Below are 17183 nucleotides of genomic sequence, written 5' to 3' on the forward strand. Positions count from 1 at the left end.
TGTCACCATGAATGCATCCGGAACGACCGCCTCTCTGTCAGGCCCTGAAAACCGATGAAGCGCCTGCGCCATGCCATCGTCGGTTACGGCACCCTGGGCAAGGCCTGTGCCCGGGCCGTGCAGGAGGCCTCTGACCTGGAACTGGCAGGGGTGGTGCGGCCCGAGGGCGGGACAGGACTCCCGCTGGAGGGTCTGCCCGCCGAGACCCCTTGCGTGGACCACGTCAGCGGACTCACACGGGTGGATGCAGCCCTGGTCTGCGTGCCCAATGACCGGGTCGAGGGTGTGGCCCGGGAGCTGATCCAGCACCGGGTGCCTCTCGTGGAATGCTCCACCCTGGAAGGCAGTACCCGGGATGCGTTCCTGACCGAACTCGATCGCCAGGCCCAGCAGCACCGGGTGGCGGTTGTGGTCGGGGCCGGCTGGAGCGCCGGGGCCGTGCCCTGGATCGAACGACTGTTCACGCTCATGATCCCGAAAGGGGAGACCCGCATCACCCATCGCCCGGGCATCCAGCTGCACCATACGGCGGCGGCCGCGGACATCCCCGGCGTGGTCGGGGCCCTGTGCACCGAACGCCATGACGACACCGGCCGCCCGCAGCGCTATCTCTACCTGCAGGTGGACAGGCACGCGGACTTCGACGCAGTGCGCGAGACGGTCCTCTCCGACCCCTTGTTCCTGGCCGAGGAGACCCTGGTCTTCCAGGTGGATGACATCGCCACCCTGGAGGAGGAGGGCCACGGCCTCGTCCTGGAGCGACGCGCCACAACGGCCCGCGCCATTCACGACACCCTGCTGTTCGAGGCACGTCTGGACCCGGTCGCCTTCACGGCGCGCATCATGCTGGATGCCGCCCGCCAGCTTCCCGGCCTGCGTCCCGGCGCACACCGCTGGACACCATGATTCCCATCGCAGCCACTGATCCCCTGCATGCCCACGCCGTGACGCCCGGCACTGTGCCGCACCGGCACCCGGGCGGTATGCTTGGGCAACCACACACGACTTCCGGCACCGGGATTCTGGTCTCCATGAACGACAAGCACACCAAGGACATCTCCCTCTCCCTGGGCAGCGGCGGCGCCCGCGGCCTGGCCCACATCGGCGTGATCCGCTGGCTGGAGGAGAATGAGGGCTACAACATCAAGGCCATTGCAGGCTCCTCCATGGGCGCCCTGATCGGCGGCATCTACGCAGCCGGCAAACTGGACATCTACGAGGAATGGGTCACCGCGCTCAGCAAGCGTGACGTGTTCATGCTGCTGGACTTTGCCTACAGCTGGTCTGGGCTGTTCAGCGGCGACCGCATCATGAACAAGCTGCGCGACATGCTGGGCGAAGTGGACATCGAGGACCTGTCCATCGAGTTCACCGCCGTGGCCACGGACCTGGGCAACCGCCGAGAGGTGTGGCTCAACACCGGCTCCCTCTACGACGCCATCCGCGCCTCGATCGCCATCCCAACTGTATTCACCCCGGTGCACCTGGACGGACGCGTCCTGGTGGACGGCGGCGTGGTCAACCCGGTACCCGTGGCGCCCACCCTGAGCACGATCACCGACATCAACATCGCCGTGAGCCTGAGCGGCCGGGAAGAGGAAGGGCTGTTTGGAGACGGCGCCGAGATCCAGGCCTCGGACGCACCGAAGACCGCTGTCCAGAAGGCCATCGCCGACTTCATCGAGGGCATCCAGTCCCGGCTTGGCGTGAAGGAGAAGGAGCCCAGCGTGGGCATGTTCGACGTGCTGTCCGATTCCATCGAGATCATGGAGAACAGCATCGCCCGTTTCCGCCTTGCCGCCTACAACCCCGAGCACCTGATCGAGATCCCGGTCAACGCCTGCGGTGTGTTCGATTTCCACCGGGCGAAAGAGATGATCGAACTGGGCTACGAGCGGGCAGAGCGGGTGCTGGGGAAAATCTGATCAATGGACTGCTGTAACTGACAACCTGTTCTCTCGCGGAGGCGCGGAGACGCAGAGGAAAACTTCGTAACGCTTATCCCTGCGCCCCTGCGCCTTTGCGAGAGAATCAATCCTGCCTTACGCCACCGAAGGCAGCCCAGCCAGTGCCATGGCGATCTCGGACTCGTCGTATTCCTGATCCACCAGCTTGCCGTCCAGGTAATCGCGATAGGCCTGCATGTCGAAGTGACCATGGCCGCACAGGTTGAACAGGATCGCGCGGCTCACTCCTTCCTCCTTGCAGCGCAGGGCCTCGTCGATGGCCGCCTTCACGCCGTGGTTGGCCTCGGGCGCCGGGATGATGCCTTCCGCCTTGGCGAACAGGATGCCCGCCTCGAAGCACTCGGTCTGCTGATAGGCGCGGGGCCGTACCAGTCCGAGATCTGTGATGTGTGACACCAGGGGCGCCATGCCGTGATAGCGCAGGCCACCGGCGTGGAAACCGGGCGGCACATAGGTGGAGCCCAGGGTGTGCATCTTCACCAGCGGGGTGAGATGCGCGGTGTCGCCGAAGTCGTAGGCGTACTTGCCCCGGGTCAGGGTCGGGCAGGCGGAGGGCTCCACCGCCACCAGGTCGATCTTGCGGCCGCCGCGCAGCTGCTCGCCCAGGAAGGGGAAGGTGATGCCACCGAAGTTGCTGCCGCCGCCGGTGGGGGCGATGACGATGTCCGGGTAGTCACCGGCCAGGTCGAACTGCTTCATGGCCTCCAGACCGATCACCGTCTGGTGCAGCAGCACGTGGTTGAGCACGCTGCCCAGGGCGTACTTGGTGTCGTCCCGCTGCACCGCGCGCTCCACCGCCTCGCTGATGGCGATACCCAGGCTGCCGGTGCTGTCCGGGTGTTCCCTGAGCACGGCCCGGCCCGCCTCGGTCATGTCCGAGGGACTGGCGATGCACTTGGCGCCGAAGGTCTCCATGAAGGAACGCCGGTAGGGCTTTTGCTGGAAGCTCACCTTGACCATGAAGACCTCGATCTCCAGGCCGAACAGGGAACCCGCCAGTGCCAGGGACGAGCCCCACTGACCGGCACCGGTCTCGGTGGTGATGCGTTTGACGCCTTCCTGCTTGTTGTAGAAGGCCTGGGCGATGGCGGTGTTGGGCTTGTGGGAACCGGCAGGACTGACGCCTTCGTACTTGTAATAGATGCGCGCCGGGGTATCGAGCATCTTCTCCAGACGACGGGCGCGGAACAGGGGCGAGGGCCGCCACTGACGATAGACCTCGCGTACCGGCTCCGGGATCTCGATCTCCCGCTCCTGGCTGACCTCCTGCTGGATCACGGCCATGGGGAAGAGCGGCGCCAGGTCGTCGGGACCCACCGGCTGGTGTGTGGCGGGATGCAGCACGGGCGGCGGCGGGGAAGGCAGGTCCGCCATGATGTTGTACCAGTGCCTGGGAATGTCCTTCTCGTCGAGGACGTATTTGACGGTATCGCTCATGGGGCTCACTCCTCCTCGTTGGGACTTATTACACACCTCACTGCAGATATCGGTTGGTAATCTCCGCCACTGTACCGTCGGCGATCAGGGCATCCAGTGCGTCCTGGAGTTGGGCGATGAGCGCCGGGTCGGTGTCCTTGTGGCACGCATAGCCCATATACCCCTCACGCAGCACCAGCGCCGGTTCATAGAGTGCGGGGTCGATACCCTCCTGGACCATCACCCAGTTGGCCACCCGCTCATTGTAGGCGGCGGCATCGAAGCGTTCGCCCCGCAACATGCGAATCAGGATACGCGCGGAATCGGTGCGCACATAGGTGCCGCTGAAGCCTTCCTCCTGGAGCAACTGATCGCCGATGTCCTCTCGCACCACGCCGATGCGGTAGGGGGCCAGGGCGGCCACGTCAGCGACCTCCAGTCCGCGATCCCTCGGGGCAATGATGCTGATGCTGGCATCCATGATCGGCTCTACAAAAGTGAACAGCTCCCGGCGTGCATCGGTGACCGTGGTGGAGAACAGGCAGGTGCCCGGCTGATCCAGAGCCATGCGATAGCCCCGGGCCCAAGGCAGGAGCTGGATGTCCGCGACTGTCCTGTTGACGCCCAGGCGTTCCCATATCTTGACCAGGATATCCACCGCCACACCGGTGACCTGGCCATCCTGTGCATAGTTATAGGGGGCATACTCCTCGGTAATCCATACCAACTCGTCCAGGCTGCGGGGAGGGGTCTGGGACTGGGCCCCGGCGAGGCCCGAGGAGAACAGCAGACAGAAAGCGACCCATGTGTTGATCAGACGCGTAACGATTCGCTTGCGGGAGGGCATGAACGGATTCCCCTTGTGCTCAGACGTGGAGGATTATTTCTGCTTCAGGATGACCAGGGTGAGGTCATCGTAGAGCGTCTGGTTTCCGATGTGACGTTTCACGTCGTTGATGATGGCGTCCTTGATGAATTCCGCTGACTCGGCACGATGGCTGGCGATCATCTCCATCAGTCGATCCTGTCCATAGAGGCGATGCTGCTCGTCGGCCGCCTCGGTGATGCCATCGGTGTAGAGCACCACCACATCCCCCTGGTGCAGATCCAGATTGATCTCACCCACGAAATGGGCCATCTCCTCCACCAGGCCGATGGGGAAGCCGAGTTCGTCGGTGTCCACCACCTCCATGTGTCCGTCATGGCGGGCGATAATGACCGTTTCATGCTGGCCGCTGATACGCAGGTGGCCCGCCACCGCAGGTAGTTCGGCAGCAGTTGCCATGGTGTAATCCAGCAGGGCAAGGGTCAGGTTCTTGCCGCAGCCCATGCGCTGCACGTTGTTGTAGATGGTGGTGTTGAGTACGTCCATGACGCGCACCATGTCCTTCTCACGGCTGGTGAGCAGGGTGCGCACGGCGCTCTGGGTCATGAGCATCACCACGCCACTCTCGAGTCCGTGACCGGTCACGTCACCGATACCGATGCGCACGCCGTCCTCGTGACTGAGGATGTCGTAGTAATCGCCGCCCACCTCCTGAGCCGCCTCCATGTGGGTGGCGATGTCCAGGCCCTCGATGGCATCCAGCTCCGCCCGTGAGGGCAGCAGGATCTGCTGGATGCGACGGGAGACGTCCAACTCGGCACCCAGGCGCATGTTCTCGTCCCGGGCCCGGTCACGCTGTTCCAGACCCTGCTGAAAGGCCTGCATGAGATTGTCCAGGCCGGTCACGATCTGGCCCAGTTCGTCCTTCTCGTGGCGCGGGAAGCTCGGCCGGGGCCAATGTCCGGGACGGGTAGGATCTATGCGCGTGATGGCGGTATGCAGACCGATCAGGGGGCGGGTGATCATGAAAAAGAAGATCAGTACCACCAGGGCGGAGATGATCACCGCCTTGGCCAGACCCACCACAAAGATCACCAGACCCCGCTCCACGAAGCGGGCGCCGATCTCGCCGGGGGCGAGCGTCACTTCCAGGGCGCCCACGCTGGAGGCCGACGCCCCGCCAACGCTGTGACTCAGATTAACGGAGTAACGCGTGATGTCACCGAACAGGCGCTGCACCAGCGCACCCGGTTCAGCCAGGTCGTGACGCTGACGCTCTGCGATGACGCCTCCGAAATTATCCCGCAGTACCACCTGTTCCATTTCCCGGTGGGCAAACAGACCGTCCACCACCTGACCCGCCAGTTCATCGTTGAACTGGAAAGCGGCCTCGGCGGCGGAGCCGCTGACCAGTTCCAGACTGCGATGGGTGTGTTCCTGGATCTCGGCGCGCATGGACTTCCAGTCGGCGCCCAGTTCCACCATGCCGGCCAGCAGACCCAGCACCGCCACGATGAGCAAGGTCACCGCAGCCTGGCGGAAGGTCAGACTGGCTGTGAAGGGGATGCCTCGCGTGGCATCAGTGCTCGCGCCGTCCGTCTGCCTCACGCGGGTATCCATGGGATCGATGATATGCGCGGCGTCAATCGAAATTCAGCTCAAGGGCGGGCATCAGTCGCTTCAGGTTGTTGAGCGACTTGCCCTGCCAGGCGATGGCATTGGAACCCTGAATGGCCAGACGGCAATCGTTGCGATTACGGGCAGTGATGACAAATTTTGACAGGGTGGCAATCCCGGAACTGTTGAGGAACTCCAGAGCGCTCAGATCGATGATCAGTGCCTCGCGGCCATCCAGGGCATTCTCCAGCAACTCGGAGATGGGGGCGTACTCCGACAGACCGCCCAGGCGCAGGGCGCCGCTCATGCGCACGGTGTTGCTGGTATCGTCCAGCTCGATCTTGTAACCCTCACCGGAAAAACAATGCATCAGGTCTTGCTCCATCAGATTTTTATGGTCACCTGGGTGGTGACGCGAAAGCCATGGGATACCAGGGGCTCGAATCTCCAGGCAAGCTCAGCCCCGTAGTCGTTGATCATGGTCAGGTAGCCGAGTCCCGCGCTGCCCTCCGAGACTGCGCCTTCCTCCAACTGCTGGATGTAGAGTTCGTTGGGATCCGAGTCGCGCAAGCGCTCCACGAAGGCACGAAAGCTGTCCGCAGCCTCGCTGCCCGTGGCATTACCCTGCTGGAACACGATCTCCTCCGGGAACAGACACAACCGCATGGTGATGGGTTCCGGGAGCGATTCATCGTGGAACTTCATGGCATTTTCCAGAAGCTCATTGGCGATGAAGCTGACCGCCCCGCGGATCTCGCTCTGGCGGGCCCGGGTGGACGGGTCCGTCTCGTCCAGGGGAAAGAAGGTGGTGACGTAATCGCCCAGAAAATCGGCGGACAGGCCGTTGTTGCGCCAGCGCTGCTTGAGCGGAAGGGAACCGGGCCAGAACGACAGGTCGAGGGATTCCGTGTTACGGTCGTGCCGGATTTCCCTGATCTGCCCGTGATCCTGAGTCATTGATGTCCTCCCGTGAGTTGTTGTTGTGATCGGCAGCATGGACGATCCGGTCGCGCCCCTGCTGCTTGGCCAGGTAGAGACGGCGGTCCACTTCCGCCAGCAGGGTGCTGCGGTCGTCGTGGTCGGGGACCAGCGCGGCGAGGCCGATGCTGAGGGTCAGGCGGCCCTGGGGGGTGTCCTCATGGCCAAGGTCAAGATTCCGCAACGCATCCTGAATACCCTGGGCCACCCGCAGGGCACCGATTTCATCCGTGTTCGGGAGCAACACCACGAATTCCTCACCACCATAACGCGCCACGAGATCGCCTTCACGGTGAAGCAGGTCCTGAAACAGCTCGGCCAGCCGGCAGAGACACTCATCCCCGGCCTGGTGGCCATAGCGGTCGTTGTAGGGTTTGAAGTGGTCAACGTCACACATGAGCATCGCCAGGGGCTGACCCTGGCGTCGTGCCCGCGACCACTCGCGTTCCATGGCCTCGTCCAGCATGCGGCGGTTGGCCAGGCCGGTGAGCGGGTCCTGGCGGGCGGAGGTCTCGGATTCGATGTAGCGCTGCAGCCAGTGCAGGTCGATCTGATCGGCATGCTCGGTGATGGTCTGCAGCACCACCTCCAGATCCCGGCTCTTCTGGGTAATGGTCGCCACCAGGTCGCGCAGCTGCCTCTCAATGGTCCGGCGTTCGCGCACCTCGTTCTGCAACTGGCGGTTGGCCGTCTCCAGCTGTTCCTCGATGGCGTCGCCATGCTCCACGGCGGTGGTCAGGGCGATCTCCAGGTCGTCGCGCTCCTGGCGCAGGCGGCTGACCATCTCATTGAGTTCGGTCAGGGTCTGCTCGATATCGAGGACCTGGATGTAGGGGGTACTGCCGGACATGGGACCGCCGGGGAACTAACTGAAACCCAGCAGGCGCTCAGCTCCCTGAGGCCAGCGGGTCCGGTGGGGAATAGGTCGGGATCCTTGGGTCATATAAAGGATTGTCCACGAGCCACACCCCGCACGCAAGCCGCGGGGGACGCTTGCCCGTCAAAAATCGGTCATACATTGACCATCGTCAGGGTCAAACCAGCCTCACATGTCCATCAACAACTTGACGATGATCGCCGCGATGATCGCCAGGGTGATGCGCTTGATCCACACAGCCCCGCGAGGCCCCAGGGTCATGTGGGCCGCCAGCCAGGCCCCGGCCATGCTGCCCACGGCCAGCACCAGGCCGAAGCCCCAGTGCACGTTGCCGGTGGCGACGAAGATGCCCAGGGCAGGGAGCATGTAGATCAGCACCACCAGCACCTTGAGGATGTTCACCTGCACCAGGTCGATGCGCAGGATGCGGTAGAGCAGGACGATGAACAGGATGCCCACGGCCACCTGGATGAAGCCGCCGTAGAAGCCGATCACCGCCATGACCAGGATCACCGGCCAGCGCAGATGGCTCTCGTCCAGGTACAGGGTCTCCCGGTGCACCGGCATGGGCAGCAGCATGAGCACCGAGGAGCCCACCATCACAAGGATCAGGATCCAGCGGAACAGGTCCTCGCCCACCAGGGTGGCCACCCAGGCCCCGACGATGGCCCCCAGCACGGCCGGCACCGAGAGCTTCAGACCCAGGCGCAGGTGACGGTGCCCGGCGCTGCGGTACTTCCAGGTGGCGGTGATGTTCTGCAGCACGATGCCCACCCGGTTGGTGCCGTTGGCGGTGGTGCTGTCCAGGCCCATGAACATGAGCACCGGCAGGGTGAGCATGGAGCCGCCTGCGCTCATCACGTTGAGGAAACCCGACAGGGCCCCTGCCGCGAGCAGCAGCAATGCCTGTTCCAGGCTCATGTCAGACCGCGTACCGGCGGTAGCGCCAGACGCCGAACAGGCTCATGGCCAGGGCGGGTGCGGCGAAGGCCGCGGCGGTGGTGTTGTCGGGATGGAACACGGCGCCGCCGGCGATGCCCGCGAGCACGAGACGAAGCAGGATGTCCGGGCCGCGCGCATAACCGAAGCTGCCCTGCAGGGCAAAGCTGATGGCCAGCGTTCCGATCAGCACCAGGACAAAGGCCGGCAGCTGGGCGAGACCCGGCGTCACCACCAGTTCCGGCCGGGTGAACACGGCACCCATCATGAGCATCAGCGGCATGCAGATCACCATGGCCACCATCATGGTGCGCACGAAGGGCGCTTCCGCGATGCGCGAGGTGACGGCTGCGGTCACCGAGGTGGGCGGTGACAGTTCACCGAACACCGCCACCATGAAGGCGAAGAAGTGCACCACCCAGGGGTCGACGCCGGCGCGGATCATGAACGGCGAGACCACGATGGCGATGATGATGTAGGTGGGCGCCACGGGCAGGCCCATGCCGATGATGTAGCCGAAGCCGAAGCCCACCAGCACCATCAGCGCCAGATTGATGCCGGCGCCTTCCATGAGCAGGATGCCCACCTTGGTGGGGACACCGGTGATGGTGAAGGTGGCGGTGAGGATGCCCAGGGTGGCCAGCAGGATGGTCAGCTCCGCCGTGATGCTGGCATAGGATTCGATCATGCGCAGCAGGGGGCGCGTGAACCAGGTGAAGGAATACTTCCGGCCCTTGATGCTGCGCACGATAAACGCGAGCGCCAGGAAGATGAACAGGTAGCTGAACACCGTCTGGGCCGCGGCCATGGCGGGCCGGCGCTCGACACCCATGAAATAGATCAGGCCTGCGACGGCGATGAAGTAGGCGGCGATGTTGGCCCAGTCCATGAAATTCATGGGCTCGGCCCTGGGCGATACGGCACGCTTGTAATAGCGTCCCGCCAGCATCCACACCGCGAAGGCGACCCCAATGTAGAAGATGATGGCCGGTGCAAAACCCCGGGCCACCACCTCGAAGTAGCTGGTGCCCAGGTAATCGGCCATGAGGAAGGCGGCGATGCCCATGAGCGGCGGCATGAGCTGCCCACCCAGGGAGGAGGCGGTCTCCACCGCCGCCGCCGTGACCCGGGGAAAGCCGGCCTTGATGAGCACCGGGATGGTGGCAGTGCCCGTGGTGGCCGCGTTAGCGGCCCCGGAGCCGGAGACCGCAGCCACACCGAAGGAGCCGATCACCGCCGCCTGGGGCAGCAGGCGAGGGGAGCGCACGGCAATGCGGGTTGAGCCCAACAGGATGGAGTCGATGCAGCCGAAGGCGCGCAGCGCCGCCAGCACCAGGATAAAGGAACCGATCAGGGTGAGCCCCAGCTGGGGCAGACGCTCGAACACCCCGGTGGACATCTCCACGCTCACCGCGCTGGCCACCCGGTTCCAGGTCATGCCCGGGTGGTTAAAGAGGCCCGGCACCAGGTAGCCGTAGACCGTGTAGAGGATCAGGAGGATGTTCAACACGAACAGCGCGAAGTAGCGCCTGCGGGTGTACTCCATCACCAGGGCGGCCACGGCCACGCCCACCGCCAGGTCGTGGGTGTTCCACAGCCCCAGGCGGTAGATGCGGATCTCGTCGAACTCGCGCACCAGGTAGTGGATGGCATAGAGACAGATCGCGCAATAGACCAGCGCGATGAGAAACGGCGCCACATGGCCCAGCCGCGGGTAGAGATCCCCCCGGCGCAGGTCGTTGAGGTAGACGATGCAGATGGTGAGCGGCACGCCCACCACCGCCAGCAGGGTAGGGCCACCCGCCCCGGTGACGAAGTACCGGGACAGGTGGAAGAAGAAATACGCCCCGACGAGATAGAACAGGACCTCCGCCGCCAGCCGCAACCCGCGTTGCAGGGGTGGCAGATCCGCATACCAGTCCGACAGCCTTGTGACGGCGACGGAGGTCTCGCTCATGGGGCCGGTTCCGCTGACCGGCCCTTAGCGTGAGGCGATGCGATCGTTCCAGGCGTCGTCCCAGGCGCCTTTTTCCCGCAGATAACGGGCCAGGCCCGGATGCACCTTCACGGAATCCACCGAGGCGGCCACGCCGCGGCGCTGGATGCCCACCATGTCGGCGGCGATCTGGCGGAAGGCGGAATCGGACTGGGCCAGTTCTGCCGCGTTGGCCTCGATGGTCATGAGCTTGCGGTAGACGTCCTCCTCGGGGACTTCCAGACCCACGTGGAAGCCGTAGAAGAAGGGCACCAGCACCACCTTGTCCACGCGGGCGTTGCGGAACACGCTGCCGTCCACTTCCACCACGTCCAGTCCTGCGGCGCGCAGCTTCGCGATCTCAGCCTCGGAGGGATTGAGTGCGGCCACATCGGTGGCCGTCATGGCCTCGTTCACCCAGGGGGCGGGGTTGGACTCACCGGTGCTGTAGATGATGAAGGCGTCGATATTGCGCTCCGCCAGGGAGGAGGCCGCAAGCCCCAGGTCCAGCTCCACGTAGCGATGACCGACCTCCAGGGTCTCCATGGCCCGCTCCAGCTGGGCGCGCACATCCCAGGGGGCGGGGCCGCTGAACACCGGACGGCCACGCAGGTCACCCCAGCCGGAATAGCGCTCGCGGTCCGCGGCACGCACCCCCAGGCCCACCTCCATGGTGTAGGCCCAGAAGGACTGCACCGGCTCGCGCTGCATCTGCGCCGAAAAGCCGCGGAAACGACCCGAATCGGTGGCCAGCTCGCGGAAGGCGATATCGGCACCGTAGTAGCCGTCGAACTGGTTGGTGGCATAACCGCGCACCGTGGCGAGTGCCCCGGGGGTGGGCAGCACGGTGATGGAGTAATCGGGCATCTCCCGGTTCAGCATGGCCATCAGCGCCACCTTGGCCCGGTGCCCGGCGGAACCCACGGCCGAGGTGGCCCAGCGGATCTGCTTGACCTGTTGGGCCTCGGCGGTAGGGATCTGCGAGAGTCCCAGCGGGAAGGCGATGAGCAGACCTGCGATGGCTGCCATCAGGCGGTATTTCATGGTGTCTCTCCTCCGTTGAGGGCCTCGGCTGGCTGCCTCCTGCACACCTTGGCCCATCGTTTGCTTTTATGTTCCATCAAACAAATTTAGCCCAGTCCTGAAATTTTGCCTGTGGCTGTTTCCGTGCCCTGAACTCGAACCGGCTCTCCGGGGACAAATGATCTGCCACCCAGAACAGGCACTCCCCCATGGCCAGCCACCAGACCCAAGCCCAGCCCGGTTCCGTCGACCCGGAAGAAGTCGCCCGCTACACCGCCCTGGCGGAAAAGTGGTGGGACACCACGGGCCCGTTCTGGCCCCTGCACACCCTCAACCGGCTCCGGGTGGCCTACATCCGGGACCGGCTGTGCGAACGCCTGGACCGGGACCCGGCGTCAGCGCGCCCCCTGGAAGGCCTCAAGGTGCTGGACATCGGCTGTGGCGGCGGCATCCTCAGCGAATCCATGGCCCGTCTGGGCGCCGATGTCCACGGCATCGATGTCACGCCCCGCAACATCGCCGTTGCTTCCCTGCACGCCCAGGGCCAGGACCTGCCCCTGCGCTACGAGACAGTCTCCGCCGAGGAACTGGCCGAGCGGGGCGAGCAGTACGACCTGGTGCTGAACATGGAGGTGGTGGAGCACGTGGCCGACCTGCCGGGTTTCATGGCTGCCTGCAACCGCCTGGTACGCCCCGGCGGTTACGGCTTCATCGCCACCATCAACCGCAATCCGGTCTCATTCCTGGTGGCCATCCTGGGTGCCGAATACCTCCTGCGCTGGCTGCCCCGGGGCACCCACCAGTGGCGGCGATTCCCGAAGCCGGGGGAACTGGAATCCCTGCTGGCCGCGGATGGCCTTGAGGTCATCGAGCGCATCGGCGTGCGGGTAACCCCCTTCACCCGGGGCATGTCGCTTACTCGCTACCTGGGGGTGAACTACATGCTCATGACCCACAGGCCCTGAGACCGATGCCCCGCGCGTCCTACCAGACCTGGGTAGCCGGCCCCATGTCAGGACAGACCGAACCGGATCTTTGAATCCATGCCGGGACACCGCAAACCGCATCTGCCGGAACGCTTCTGTGCCATATGCGGCAGGCCATTCAGCTGGCGACGGCGCTGGGCCCGGTGCTGGGAAGCGGTGAAGTACTGCTCCGACGCCTGCCGCCGGCGTCGCCACCAGAAAGAGAGAGAAGTGCAGTGATAGGGCGGGCCGTGCCCGCCATGATCCGACGCGACGAAGATGAGCAGGCGGCCATGGGCCGCCCTATGAATCTAGACGGAATCCCTGTGCAGCGCCCGCTCAATGGCCCCTTCCACCGCCAGGGTGATGCGCCGTGCCAGTGGTTCGCGCTTCTGGTAATGGACCTCGTAGAGATCCGCCTCCTTTGACAGCCCCATGAGCAGGTCGTCGCTGGTGGCCAGTTCGTCCACCAGGCCGAGCGGCAAAGCCTGTTCGCCGTACCAGTGTTCGCCGGTGGCGAGCTTGTCCAGATCCAGGGTAGGGCGGTAACGCTTCAGATACCCCTTGAACAACGCGTGGATCTCTTCCAGTTCCTGCTTGAACTTCTCACGACCCTCGGGGGTGTTCTCGCCCAGCACGGTCAGGGTGCGCTTGAACTGCCCGGCGGTGTGCATCTCGATGTCCACGTCGTGACGCTTGAGCAGACGGTTGACGTTGGGGATCTGTGCCACCACGCCGATGGAGCCGACGATGGCGAACGGGGCGGCGACAATGCGGTTGGCCACCGCCGCCATGAGGTAGCCGCCGCTCGCGGCCACCCGGTCCACGGCCACAGTCAGATCCACACCTGCCTCCCGCAGCCGCGCCAGTTGTGCCGCACCCAGTCCGTAGGGCGCCACCAGGCCGCCGCCGCTCTCGATGCAGGCCACCACCCGATCCTGGCCGGGGCGTGCCTGGGTGAGCACCGCCGAGACCTCCTGGCGCAGGTTGTCCACGTGGGTGGCGCGGATGTCACCGTGAAAGCGCAGTACGAACACCCGGGGCCGGTTCTCGTCCCGGGCCTTTTCCTCCGCCTTCGACTCCTTCTTGAACTGGCGCACCAGTTTCTTGGCCGCGCGTCCTCCGGACATGGCGTGCTTGAGGGTGCGTTCCATGTCCCGGTAGCGGTCATTGAGGCGCTTGACCGTGAGCTGCTCCCGGGTGCGCTCCCGCCCCCGGGTCGCCAGGGCCACGAGCGTGCCGAACAGCACCAGGGCCGCGAACAGCAGGGTGAGGGTCTTGGCGAGAAACAGGCCATAGTCCTGAATGAATTCCATGAGTTTTCCTTATGTCATCGAAATTTCGTGAACAAGTGGCAAGGAAATGCGCTCTGCGTCCTTCCTTGCCACTAGCCACTTGAGACTTGCCACTGCTTCTCAAGCCCTTCACGCCACTGGGCCACGAAATCCTCCAGGGTCTCGACGAAGTCCGGATCCTGCTCCGTGCGGTTGATGGTGGCATGGATCACCACGTGCTCCGGGGCTGGCGGGTTGCCGGTGGTCAGGGTCCAGGACAGGGCATTGGCGCACTGGGGCAGGGTGAAGCGTACACCGCCGTGTATCGCCTGGCGGCAGACGTCGAATTCTCCCCACACGGTCCACACCCGCCCCCGGTCCGCGTCGTTGACCTCAAGCAGGCGTTCGATGGAGGGGCAGAGCACCGGCAGTTGCTCAAGCGGGATGGCGCGCAGGGTATCGGGCGTGGCGTGGACCCGGGCGATGGCGAAAAACTCCATGGGGCAGTGCTCGTCAGTGGCTGGATGCCGTCAGTATCGGGCCGTGTGACCCGCGATTCAATGCAGGCGGTGTCGTGCAGCGGTCACCTCTTCCGGTACACTTCGGTGCATTCCGATCAACCCAGACAACAGGATACTGTGGCATGGAAATGAAATGGGTCTTCCTGGTTCTGTTCATCGCGTTGTTGCTGTTCGTCGTGACCGTCTACAACCGCCTGGTCACGGCCCGCAACCGCTACAAGAACGCCTTCGCCCAGATCGACGTGCAGCTCACCCGGCGCCACGACCTGATCCCCAACCTGGTGGAGGTGGCCCAGCGCTACATGGCCCATGAGAAGGACACCCTGGAAGCGGTGATCAAGGCCCGCAACCAGGCCGCGAGCATCCTCGAGGAGGTGGCGTCCGATCCAGGCAACGTCGCCGCCATGCAGAAACTCTCCGGTGCCGAGCAGGGGTTGTCCGGCGTGCTGGGCCGCCTGTTCGCCCTGTCCGAGAACTACCCGGATCTGAAGGCCAACCAGAACATGATGCAGCTCTCCGAGGAGCTCACCAGCACCGAGAACCGGGTGGCCTTCGCCCGCCAGGCCTTCAACGACGCGGTGATGGACTACAACGTCACCCGCGAGGTGTTCCCCAACAACCTGATCGCCAACAACTTCGGTTTCCGCGAGGCCGCGCTGCTGGAAGTGGACGCCCCGGAGAAGCGCGAGGCGGTGCGCGTCGCCTTCAAGTAAGCCCTCATGAACTTCTTCCAGCACCAGGACCGGGCCCGGCGCCAGAGCCGGCGGCTGGTCCTCCTGTTTGCCCTGGCGGTGCTCGGCATCGTCCTGCTGGTGAACCTGGTGGCCCTGCTGCTGTTCGGCCGCTTCCAGCGCCCGGACGAGTCCATGTTGAGCGCCGGTTTTCTGCAGCGTCACCTGGGCGTGATCGTCTGGAGCACGGCCCTGAGCGGCGGCCTCATCGCCCTGGGCAGCCTGTTCCGCATGGTGAACCTGCGCGCCGGTGGCGGGGTGGTGGCCCGGGAGCTGGGCGGGACCCTGGTGGAACCGGACACCAATGACCCCCTGCGCCGGCGCCTGCGCAACGTGGTGGAGGAGATGGCCATCGCCTCCGGCGTGCCGGTGCCGGAGATCTACGTGCTGGAACACGAGTCCGGCATCAATGCCTTCGCCGCGGGCTATTCCACCGCCGACGCCGCCGTGGCAGTCACCCGGGGCACCCTGGAACACCTGGATCGCGACGAGCTGCAAGGGGTCATCGCCCACGAGTTCAGCCATATCCTCAATGGCGACATGCGCCTGAACATCCGTCTCATGGGCATCCTGTTCGGCATCCTGGTCATGGCCATGATCGGCCGGCAGCTCATGGCCTCGGTCCGCTACGTCTCCACCCGCCGCTCCAAGGACAACAGCGGCGTGGCCGCCATCGTGATCCTGGGGCTTGCCGTGATGCTGGTGGGTTACGTGGGCCTGTTCTTCGCCCGCTGGATCAAGGCCATGGTGTCCCGGCAGCGGGAATACCTGGCGGACGCCTCGGCGGTGCAGTTCACCCGCCAGTCCGAGGGGATCGCGGGTGCCCTGAAAAAGATCGGTGCTGCCGGGGCCGGTTCAGTCATCAATGCCAACAGCGAGGAAGTGGCCCACATGCTGTTCGCCAACGGCGCCATGGGGCAGATGTTTGCCACCCATCCGCCCCTGGTGGAACGCATCCGTGCCATCGAGCCGGGCTTCGATCCCGAGGAACTCAAAACCATCCGCGCGCAGATGCAGCGCCATGCCCAGGCACGCCGGGCGGCTGCCGAGGAGGAGGCGGCCCGCGAGGCGGCCGGACAGGGCAGGGCAGCAGGCCCCGGCGGATTGCCCCTGGATGCGGACAGCCTGATCGAGCAGATGGGCCAACCGGGCATGGGCCAGGTGCTGGCCGCCGCGCTGCTGGTGGCCGCCATTCCCCGTCCCCTGGAACGGGCCGCCCACTCGCCGGAATGGGCCCCGGAGCTGATCTGCTACCTGCTGCTGGACCCCGACGAGGCCATCCGTGAACACCAGCTGCTCATGGTGGCCGAGACCCTGGGCGCGGAAAGCGAGGCCCAGGTGCGCAAGCTGCTGCACATGGAACCCCGGGTCGCCCCGGAGCTGCGCATCCCGCTGCTGGAGATCGCCTTCCCGGCGATACGCCGCCGGCCCGAGTCGGAGCGGGAAGACCTGCGTGGCCTGGTGGAGCGCATGATCCACGCGGACGGCCGTGTGGACGTGTTCGAATATGCCCTGGCCCGTCTGCTCACCCGGCACCTGGACGATGCCGCCCATCCCAGCCGTGCCCGGCCCGGCGGCCGGCGGGACCTGTCAGCCCTGCGCGCCCAGGCCATGGACCTGCTGGGCATCGTGGCCGGCCATGGCCATCCGGACAACCCGGACCAGGCCCTGGCCGCGCTCAATGCCGGACTGGCCGTGCTCGACTTCGCTTCCGTCCCCCGGATGCCATCCACCGAGACCTGGCCGGATCGCCTGGACGCCGCCCTGGAACGCCTCGACGAGCTGCAGCCCCAGGCCAAGGAGCAACTGCTGCGCGGGCTGGTGGCCACCATCACCCACCGCGGTCAGACCGTCACCGCCGAGGCGGAACTGCTGCGCGCCATCTGCGCGGCCCTGCACATGCCGCTGCCCATCGGTGCGTTTGAGGCCGGAGAGGGTGGAGAGAGTAATTAATCCAATCTCTAAGGTATTTATCTCAACTCCACGATAATTAATAAAATAATCTTCTGTAGGTCGGGCTTCAGCCCGACACAGCGATGCCTGAGCAGGCCCCGGCTGTCGGGCTGAAGCCCGA

At 65.0% G+C, this 17183-nt stretch carries 17 protein-coding genes; 6 read left to right on the top strand and 11 right to left on the bottom strand.

Translation table 11 applies throughout. The annotated features are described in order from the left end of the window. Nucleotides 1-54 precede the first annotated feature (54 nt). Together TGR7_RS07990 and TGR7_RS07995 are read left to right on the top strand one after the other, a co-directional pair. Nucleotides 55-906: a Gfo/Idh/MocA family oxidoreductase gene (locus TGR7_RS07990; protein ID WP_012638158.1), complete on the top strand. Its 852-nt coding sequence runs from the start codon at nucleotides 55-57 to the stop codon at nucleotides 904-906. 125 nt (nucleotides 907-1031) lie between these two features. Continuing rightward, complete coding sequence (locus TGR7_RS07995; RefSeq protein ID WP_041441284.1) at nucleotides 1032-1925, top strand: patatin-like phospholipase family protein; 894 nt, start codon at nucleotides 1032-1034, stop codon at nucleotides 1923-1925. Between the two features lie 117 nt (nucleotides 1926-2042). Here TGR7_RS07995 and TGR7_RS08000 read toward each other — a convergent pair whose 3' ends face one another. From TGR7_RS08000 to TGR7_RS08040, 9 genes are all read right to left on the bottom strand, one after another. Beyond that, the gene (locus tag TGR7_RS08000; protein WP_012638160.1) at nucleotides 2043-3404 is read right to left on the bottom strand and encodes a TrpB-like pyridoxal phosphate-dependent enzyme; all 1362 of its coding nucleotides are present in this window, start codon (nucleotides 3402-3404) and stop codon (nucleotides 2043-2045) included. 37 nt (nucleotides 3405-3441) lie between these two features. Further along, entirely contained in the window at nucleotides 3442-4230 is a 789-nt protein-coding gene (locus TGR7_RS08005) for a substrate-binding periplasmic protein (protein WP_012638161.1), read from the bottom strand. A gap of 33 nt (nucleotides 4231-4263) precedes the next feature. Beyond that, complete coding sequence (locus TGR7_RS08010) at nucleotides 4264-5817, bottom strand: PP2C family protein-serine/threonine phosphatase (protein WP_245523042.1); 1554 nt, start codon at nucleotides 5815-5817, stop codon at nucleotides 4264-4266. A gap of 34 nt (nucleotides 5818-5851) precedes the next feature. After that, nucleotides 5852-6196: a slr1659 superfamily regulator gene (locus TGR7_RS08015; RefSeq protein WP_012638163.1), complete on the bottom strand. Its 345-nt coding sequence runs from the start codon at nucleotides 6194-6196 to the stop codon at nucleotides 5852-5854. Between the two features lie 14 nt (nucleotides 6197-6210). Continuing rightward, complete coding sequence (locus tag TGR7_RS08020) at nucleotides 6211-6783, bottom strand: slr1658 family protein (protein WP_012638164.1); 573 nt, start codon at nucleotides 6781-6783, stop codon at nucleotides 6211-6213. After that, on the bottom strand, nucleotides 6737-7654 hold the full coding sequence (locus tag TGR7_RS08025) for a GGDEF domain-containing protein (protein ID WP_012638165.1): 918 nt from the start codon (nucleotides 7652-7654) through the stop codon (nucleotides 6737-6739). Before TGR7_RS08025 ends, TGR7_RS08020 begins: the two co-directional genes overlap by 47 nt. Nucleotides 7655-7849: 195 nt before the next feature. Then, nucleotides 7850-8602, bottom strand: coding sequence for a sulfite exporter TauE/SafE family protein (locus TGR7_RS08030; RefSeq protein WP_012638166.1), 753 nt, complete (start codon nucleotides 8600-8602; stop codon nucleotides 7850-7852). A 1-nt stretch (nucleotide 8603) separates the two neighbouring features. After that, complete coding sequence (locus TGR7_RS08035; RefSeq protein WP_012638167.1) at nucleotides 8604-10577, bottom strand: TRAP transporter permease; 1974 nt, start codon at nucleotides 10575-10577, stop codon at nucleotides 8604-8606. 24 nt (nucleotides 10578-10601) lie between these two features. After that, nucleotides 10602-11639: a TAXI family TRAP transporter solute-binding subunit gene (locus tag TGR7_RS08040; RefSeq protein WP_012638168.1), complete on the bottom strand. Its 1038-nt coding sequence runs from the start codon at nucleotides 11637-11639 to the stop codon at nucleotides 10602-10604. Nucleotides 11640-11827: 188 nt separating this feature from the next. Between TGR7_RS08040 and ubiG the strand changes: the two genes are divergently transcribed. Continuing rightward, nucleotides 11828-12583, top strand: coding sequence for a bifunctional 2-polyprenyl-6-hydroxyphenol methylase/3-demethylubiquinol 3-O-methyltransferase UbiG (ubiG, locus tag TGR7_RS08045; protein ID WP_012638169.1), 756 nt, complete (start codon nucleotides 11828-11830; stop codon nucleotides 12581-12583). Nucleotides 12584-12661: 78 nt separating this feature from the next. Then, a complete protein-coding gene (locus tag TGR7_RS17090) occupies nucleotides 12662-12823 on the top strand; it encodes a DUF2256 domain-containing protein (RefSeq protein WP_012638170.1) in 162 nt (53 codons plus the stop codon). Between the two features lie 71 nt (nucleotides 12824-12894). Here TGR7_RS17090 and sohB read toward each other — a convergent pair whose 3' ends face one another. Then, nucleotides 12895-13899 carry a protease SohB gene (gene sohB, locus TGR7_RS08050; RefSeq protein WP_012638171.1) on the bottom strand — a complete coding sequence of 335 codons (1005 nt, stop codon included), beginning with the start codon at nucleotides 13897-13899 and terminating at the stop codon, nucleotides 12895-12897. A 71-nt stretch (nucleotides 13900-13970) separates the two neighbouring features. Then, nucleotides 13971-14357 carry a hypothetical protein gene (locus tag TGR7_RS08055; RefSeq protein WP_012638172.1) on the bottom strand — a complete coding sequence of 129 codons (387 nt, stop codon included), beginning with the start codon at nucleotides 14355-14357 and terminating at the stop codon, nucleotides 13971-13973. Between the two features lie 143 nt (nucleotides 14358-14500). Between TGR7_RS08055 and TGR7_RS08060 the strand changes: the two genes are divergently transcribed. Both TGR7_RS08060 and TGR7_RS08065 read left to right on the top strand, forming a co-directional pair. Next, nucleotides 14501-15091 carry a LemA family protein gene (locus TGR7_RS08060; protein ID WP_012638173.1) on the top strand — a complete coding sequence of 197 codons (591 nt, stop codon included), beginning with the start codon at nucleotides 14501-14503 and terminating at the stop codon, nucleotides 15089-15091. Nucleotides 15092-15097: 6 nt separating this feature from the next. Further along, complete coding sequence (locus TGR7_RS08065) at nucleotides 15098-17062, top strand: M48 family metallopeptidase (protein ID WP_012638174.1); 1965 nt, start codon at nucleotides 15098-15100, stop codon at nucleotides 17060-17062. Nucleotides 17063-17183: the final 121 nt, after the last annotated feature.

It is taken from the genome of Thioalkalivibrio sulfidiphilus HL-EbGr7, from assembly GCF_000021985.1.
Classification (GTDB): Bacteria; Pseudomonadota; Gammaproteobacteria; order Ectothiorhodospirales; family Ectothiorhodospiraceae; genus Thioalkalivibrio_A; species Thioalkalivibrio_A sulfidiphilus.

What these genes read in the sequence shown, in the direction of transcription:
- TGR7_RS07990 (WP_012638158.1), top strand. Translation starts at nt 55, where the DNA reads ATGAAGCGCCTGCGCCATGCCATCGTCGGTTACGGCACCCTGGGCAAG.
- TGR7_RS07995 (WP_041441284.1), top strand. Translation starts at nt 1,032, where the DNA reads ATGAACGACAAGCACACCAAGGACATCTCCCTCTCCCTGGGCAGCGGC.
- TGR7_RS08000 (WP_012638160.1), bottom strand. Translation starts at nt 3,404, where the DNA reads ATGAGCGATACCGTCAAATACGTCCTCGACGAGAAGGACATTCCCAGG.
- TGR7_RS08005 (WP_012638161.1), bottom strand. Translation starts at nt 4,230, where the DNA reads ATGCCCTCCCGCAAGCGAATCGTTACGCGTCTGATCAACACATGGGTC.
- TGR7_RS08015 (WP_012638163.1), bottom strand. Translation starts at nt 6,196, where the DNA reads ATGCATTGTTTTTCCGGTGAGGGTTACAAGATCGAGCTGGACGATACC.
- TGR7_RS08020 (WP_012638164.1), bottom strand. Translation starts at nt 6,783, where the DNA reads ATGACTCAGGATCACGGGCAGATCAGGGAAATCCGGCACGACCGTAAC.
- TGR7_RS08025 (WP_012638165.1), bottom strand. Translation starts at nt 7,654, where the DNA reads ATGTCCGGCAGTACCCCCTACATCCAGGTCCTCGATATCGAGCAGACC.
- TGR7_RS08030 (WP_012638166.1), bottom strand. Translation starts at nt 8,602, where the DNA reads ATGAGCCTGGAACAGGCATTGCTGCTGCTCGCGGCAGGGGCCCTGTCG.
- TGR7_RS08035 (WP_012638167.1), bottom strand. Translation starts at nt 10,577, where the DNA reads ATGAGCGAGACCTCCGTCGCCGTCACAAGGCTGTCGGACTGGTATGCG.
- TGR7_RS08040 (WP_012638168.1), bottom strand. Translation starts at nt 11,639, where the DNA reads ATGAAATACCGCCTGATGGCAGCCATCGCAGGTCTGCTCATCGCCTTC.
- ubiG (WP_012638169.1), top strand. Translation starts at nt 11,828, where the DNA reads ATGGCCAGCCACCAGACCCAAGCCCAGCCCGGTTCCGTCGACCCGGAA.
- TGR7_RS17090 (WP_012638170.1), top strand. Translation starts at nt 12,662, where the DNA reads ATGCCGGGACACCGCAAACCGCATCTGCCGGAACGCTTCTGTGCCATA.
- sohB (WP_012638171.1), bottom strand. Translation starts at nt 13,899, where the DNA reads ATGGAATTCATTCAGGACTATGGCCTGTTTCTCGCCAAGACCCTCACC.
- TGR7_RS08055 (WP_012638172.1), bottom strand. Translation starts at nt 14,357, where the DNA reads ATGGAGTTTTTCGCCATCGCCCGGGTCCACGCCACGCCCGATACCCTG.
- TGR7_RS08060 (WP_012638173.1), top strand. Translation starts at nt 14,501, where the DNA reads ATGGAAATGAAATGGGTCTTCCTGGTTCTGTTCATCGCGTTGTTGCTG.
- TGR7_RS08065 (WP_012638174.1), top strand. Translation starts at nt 15,098, where the DNA reads ATGAACTTCTTCCAGCACCAGGACCGGGCCCGGCGCCAGAGCCGGCGG.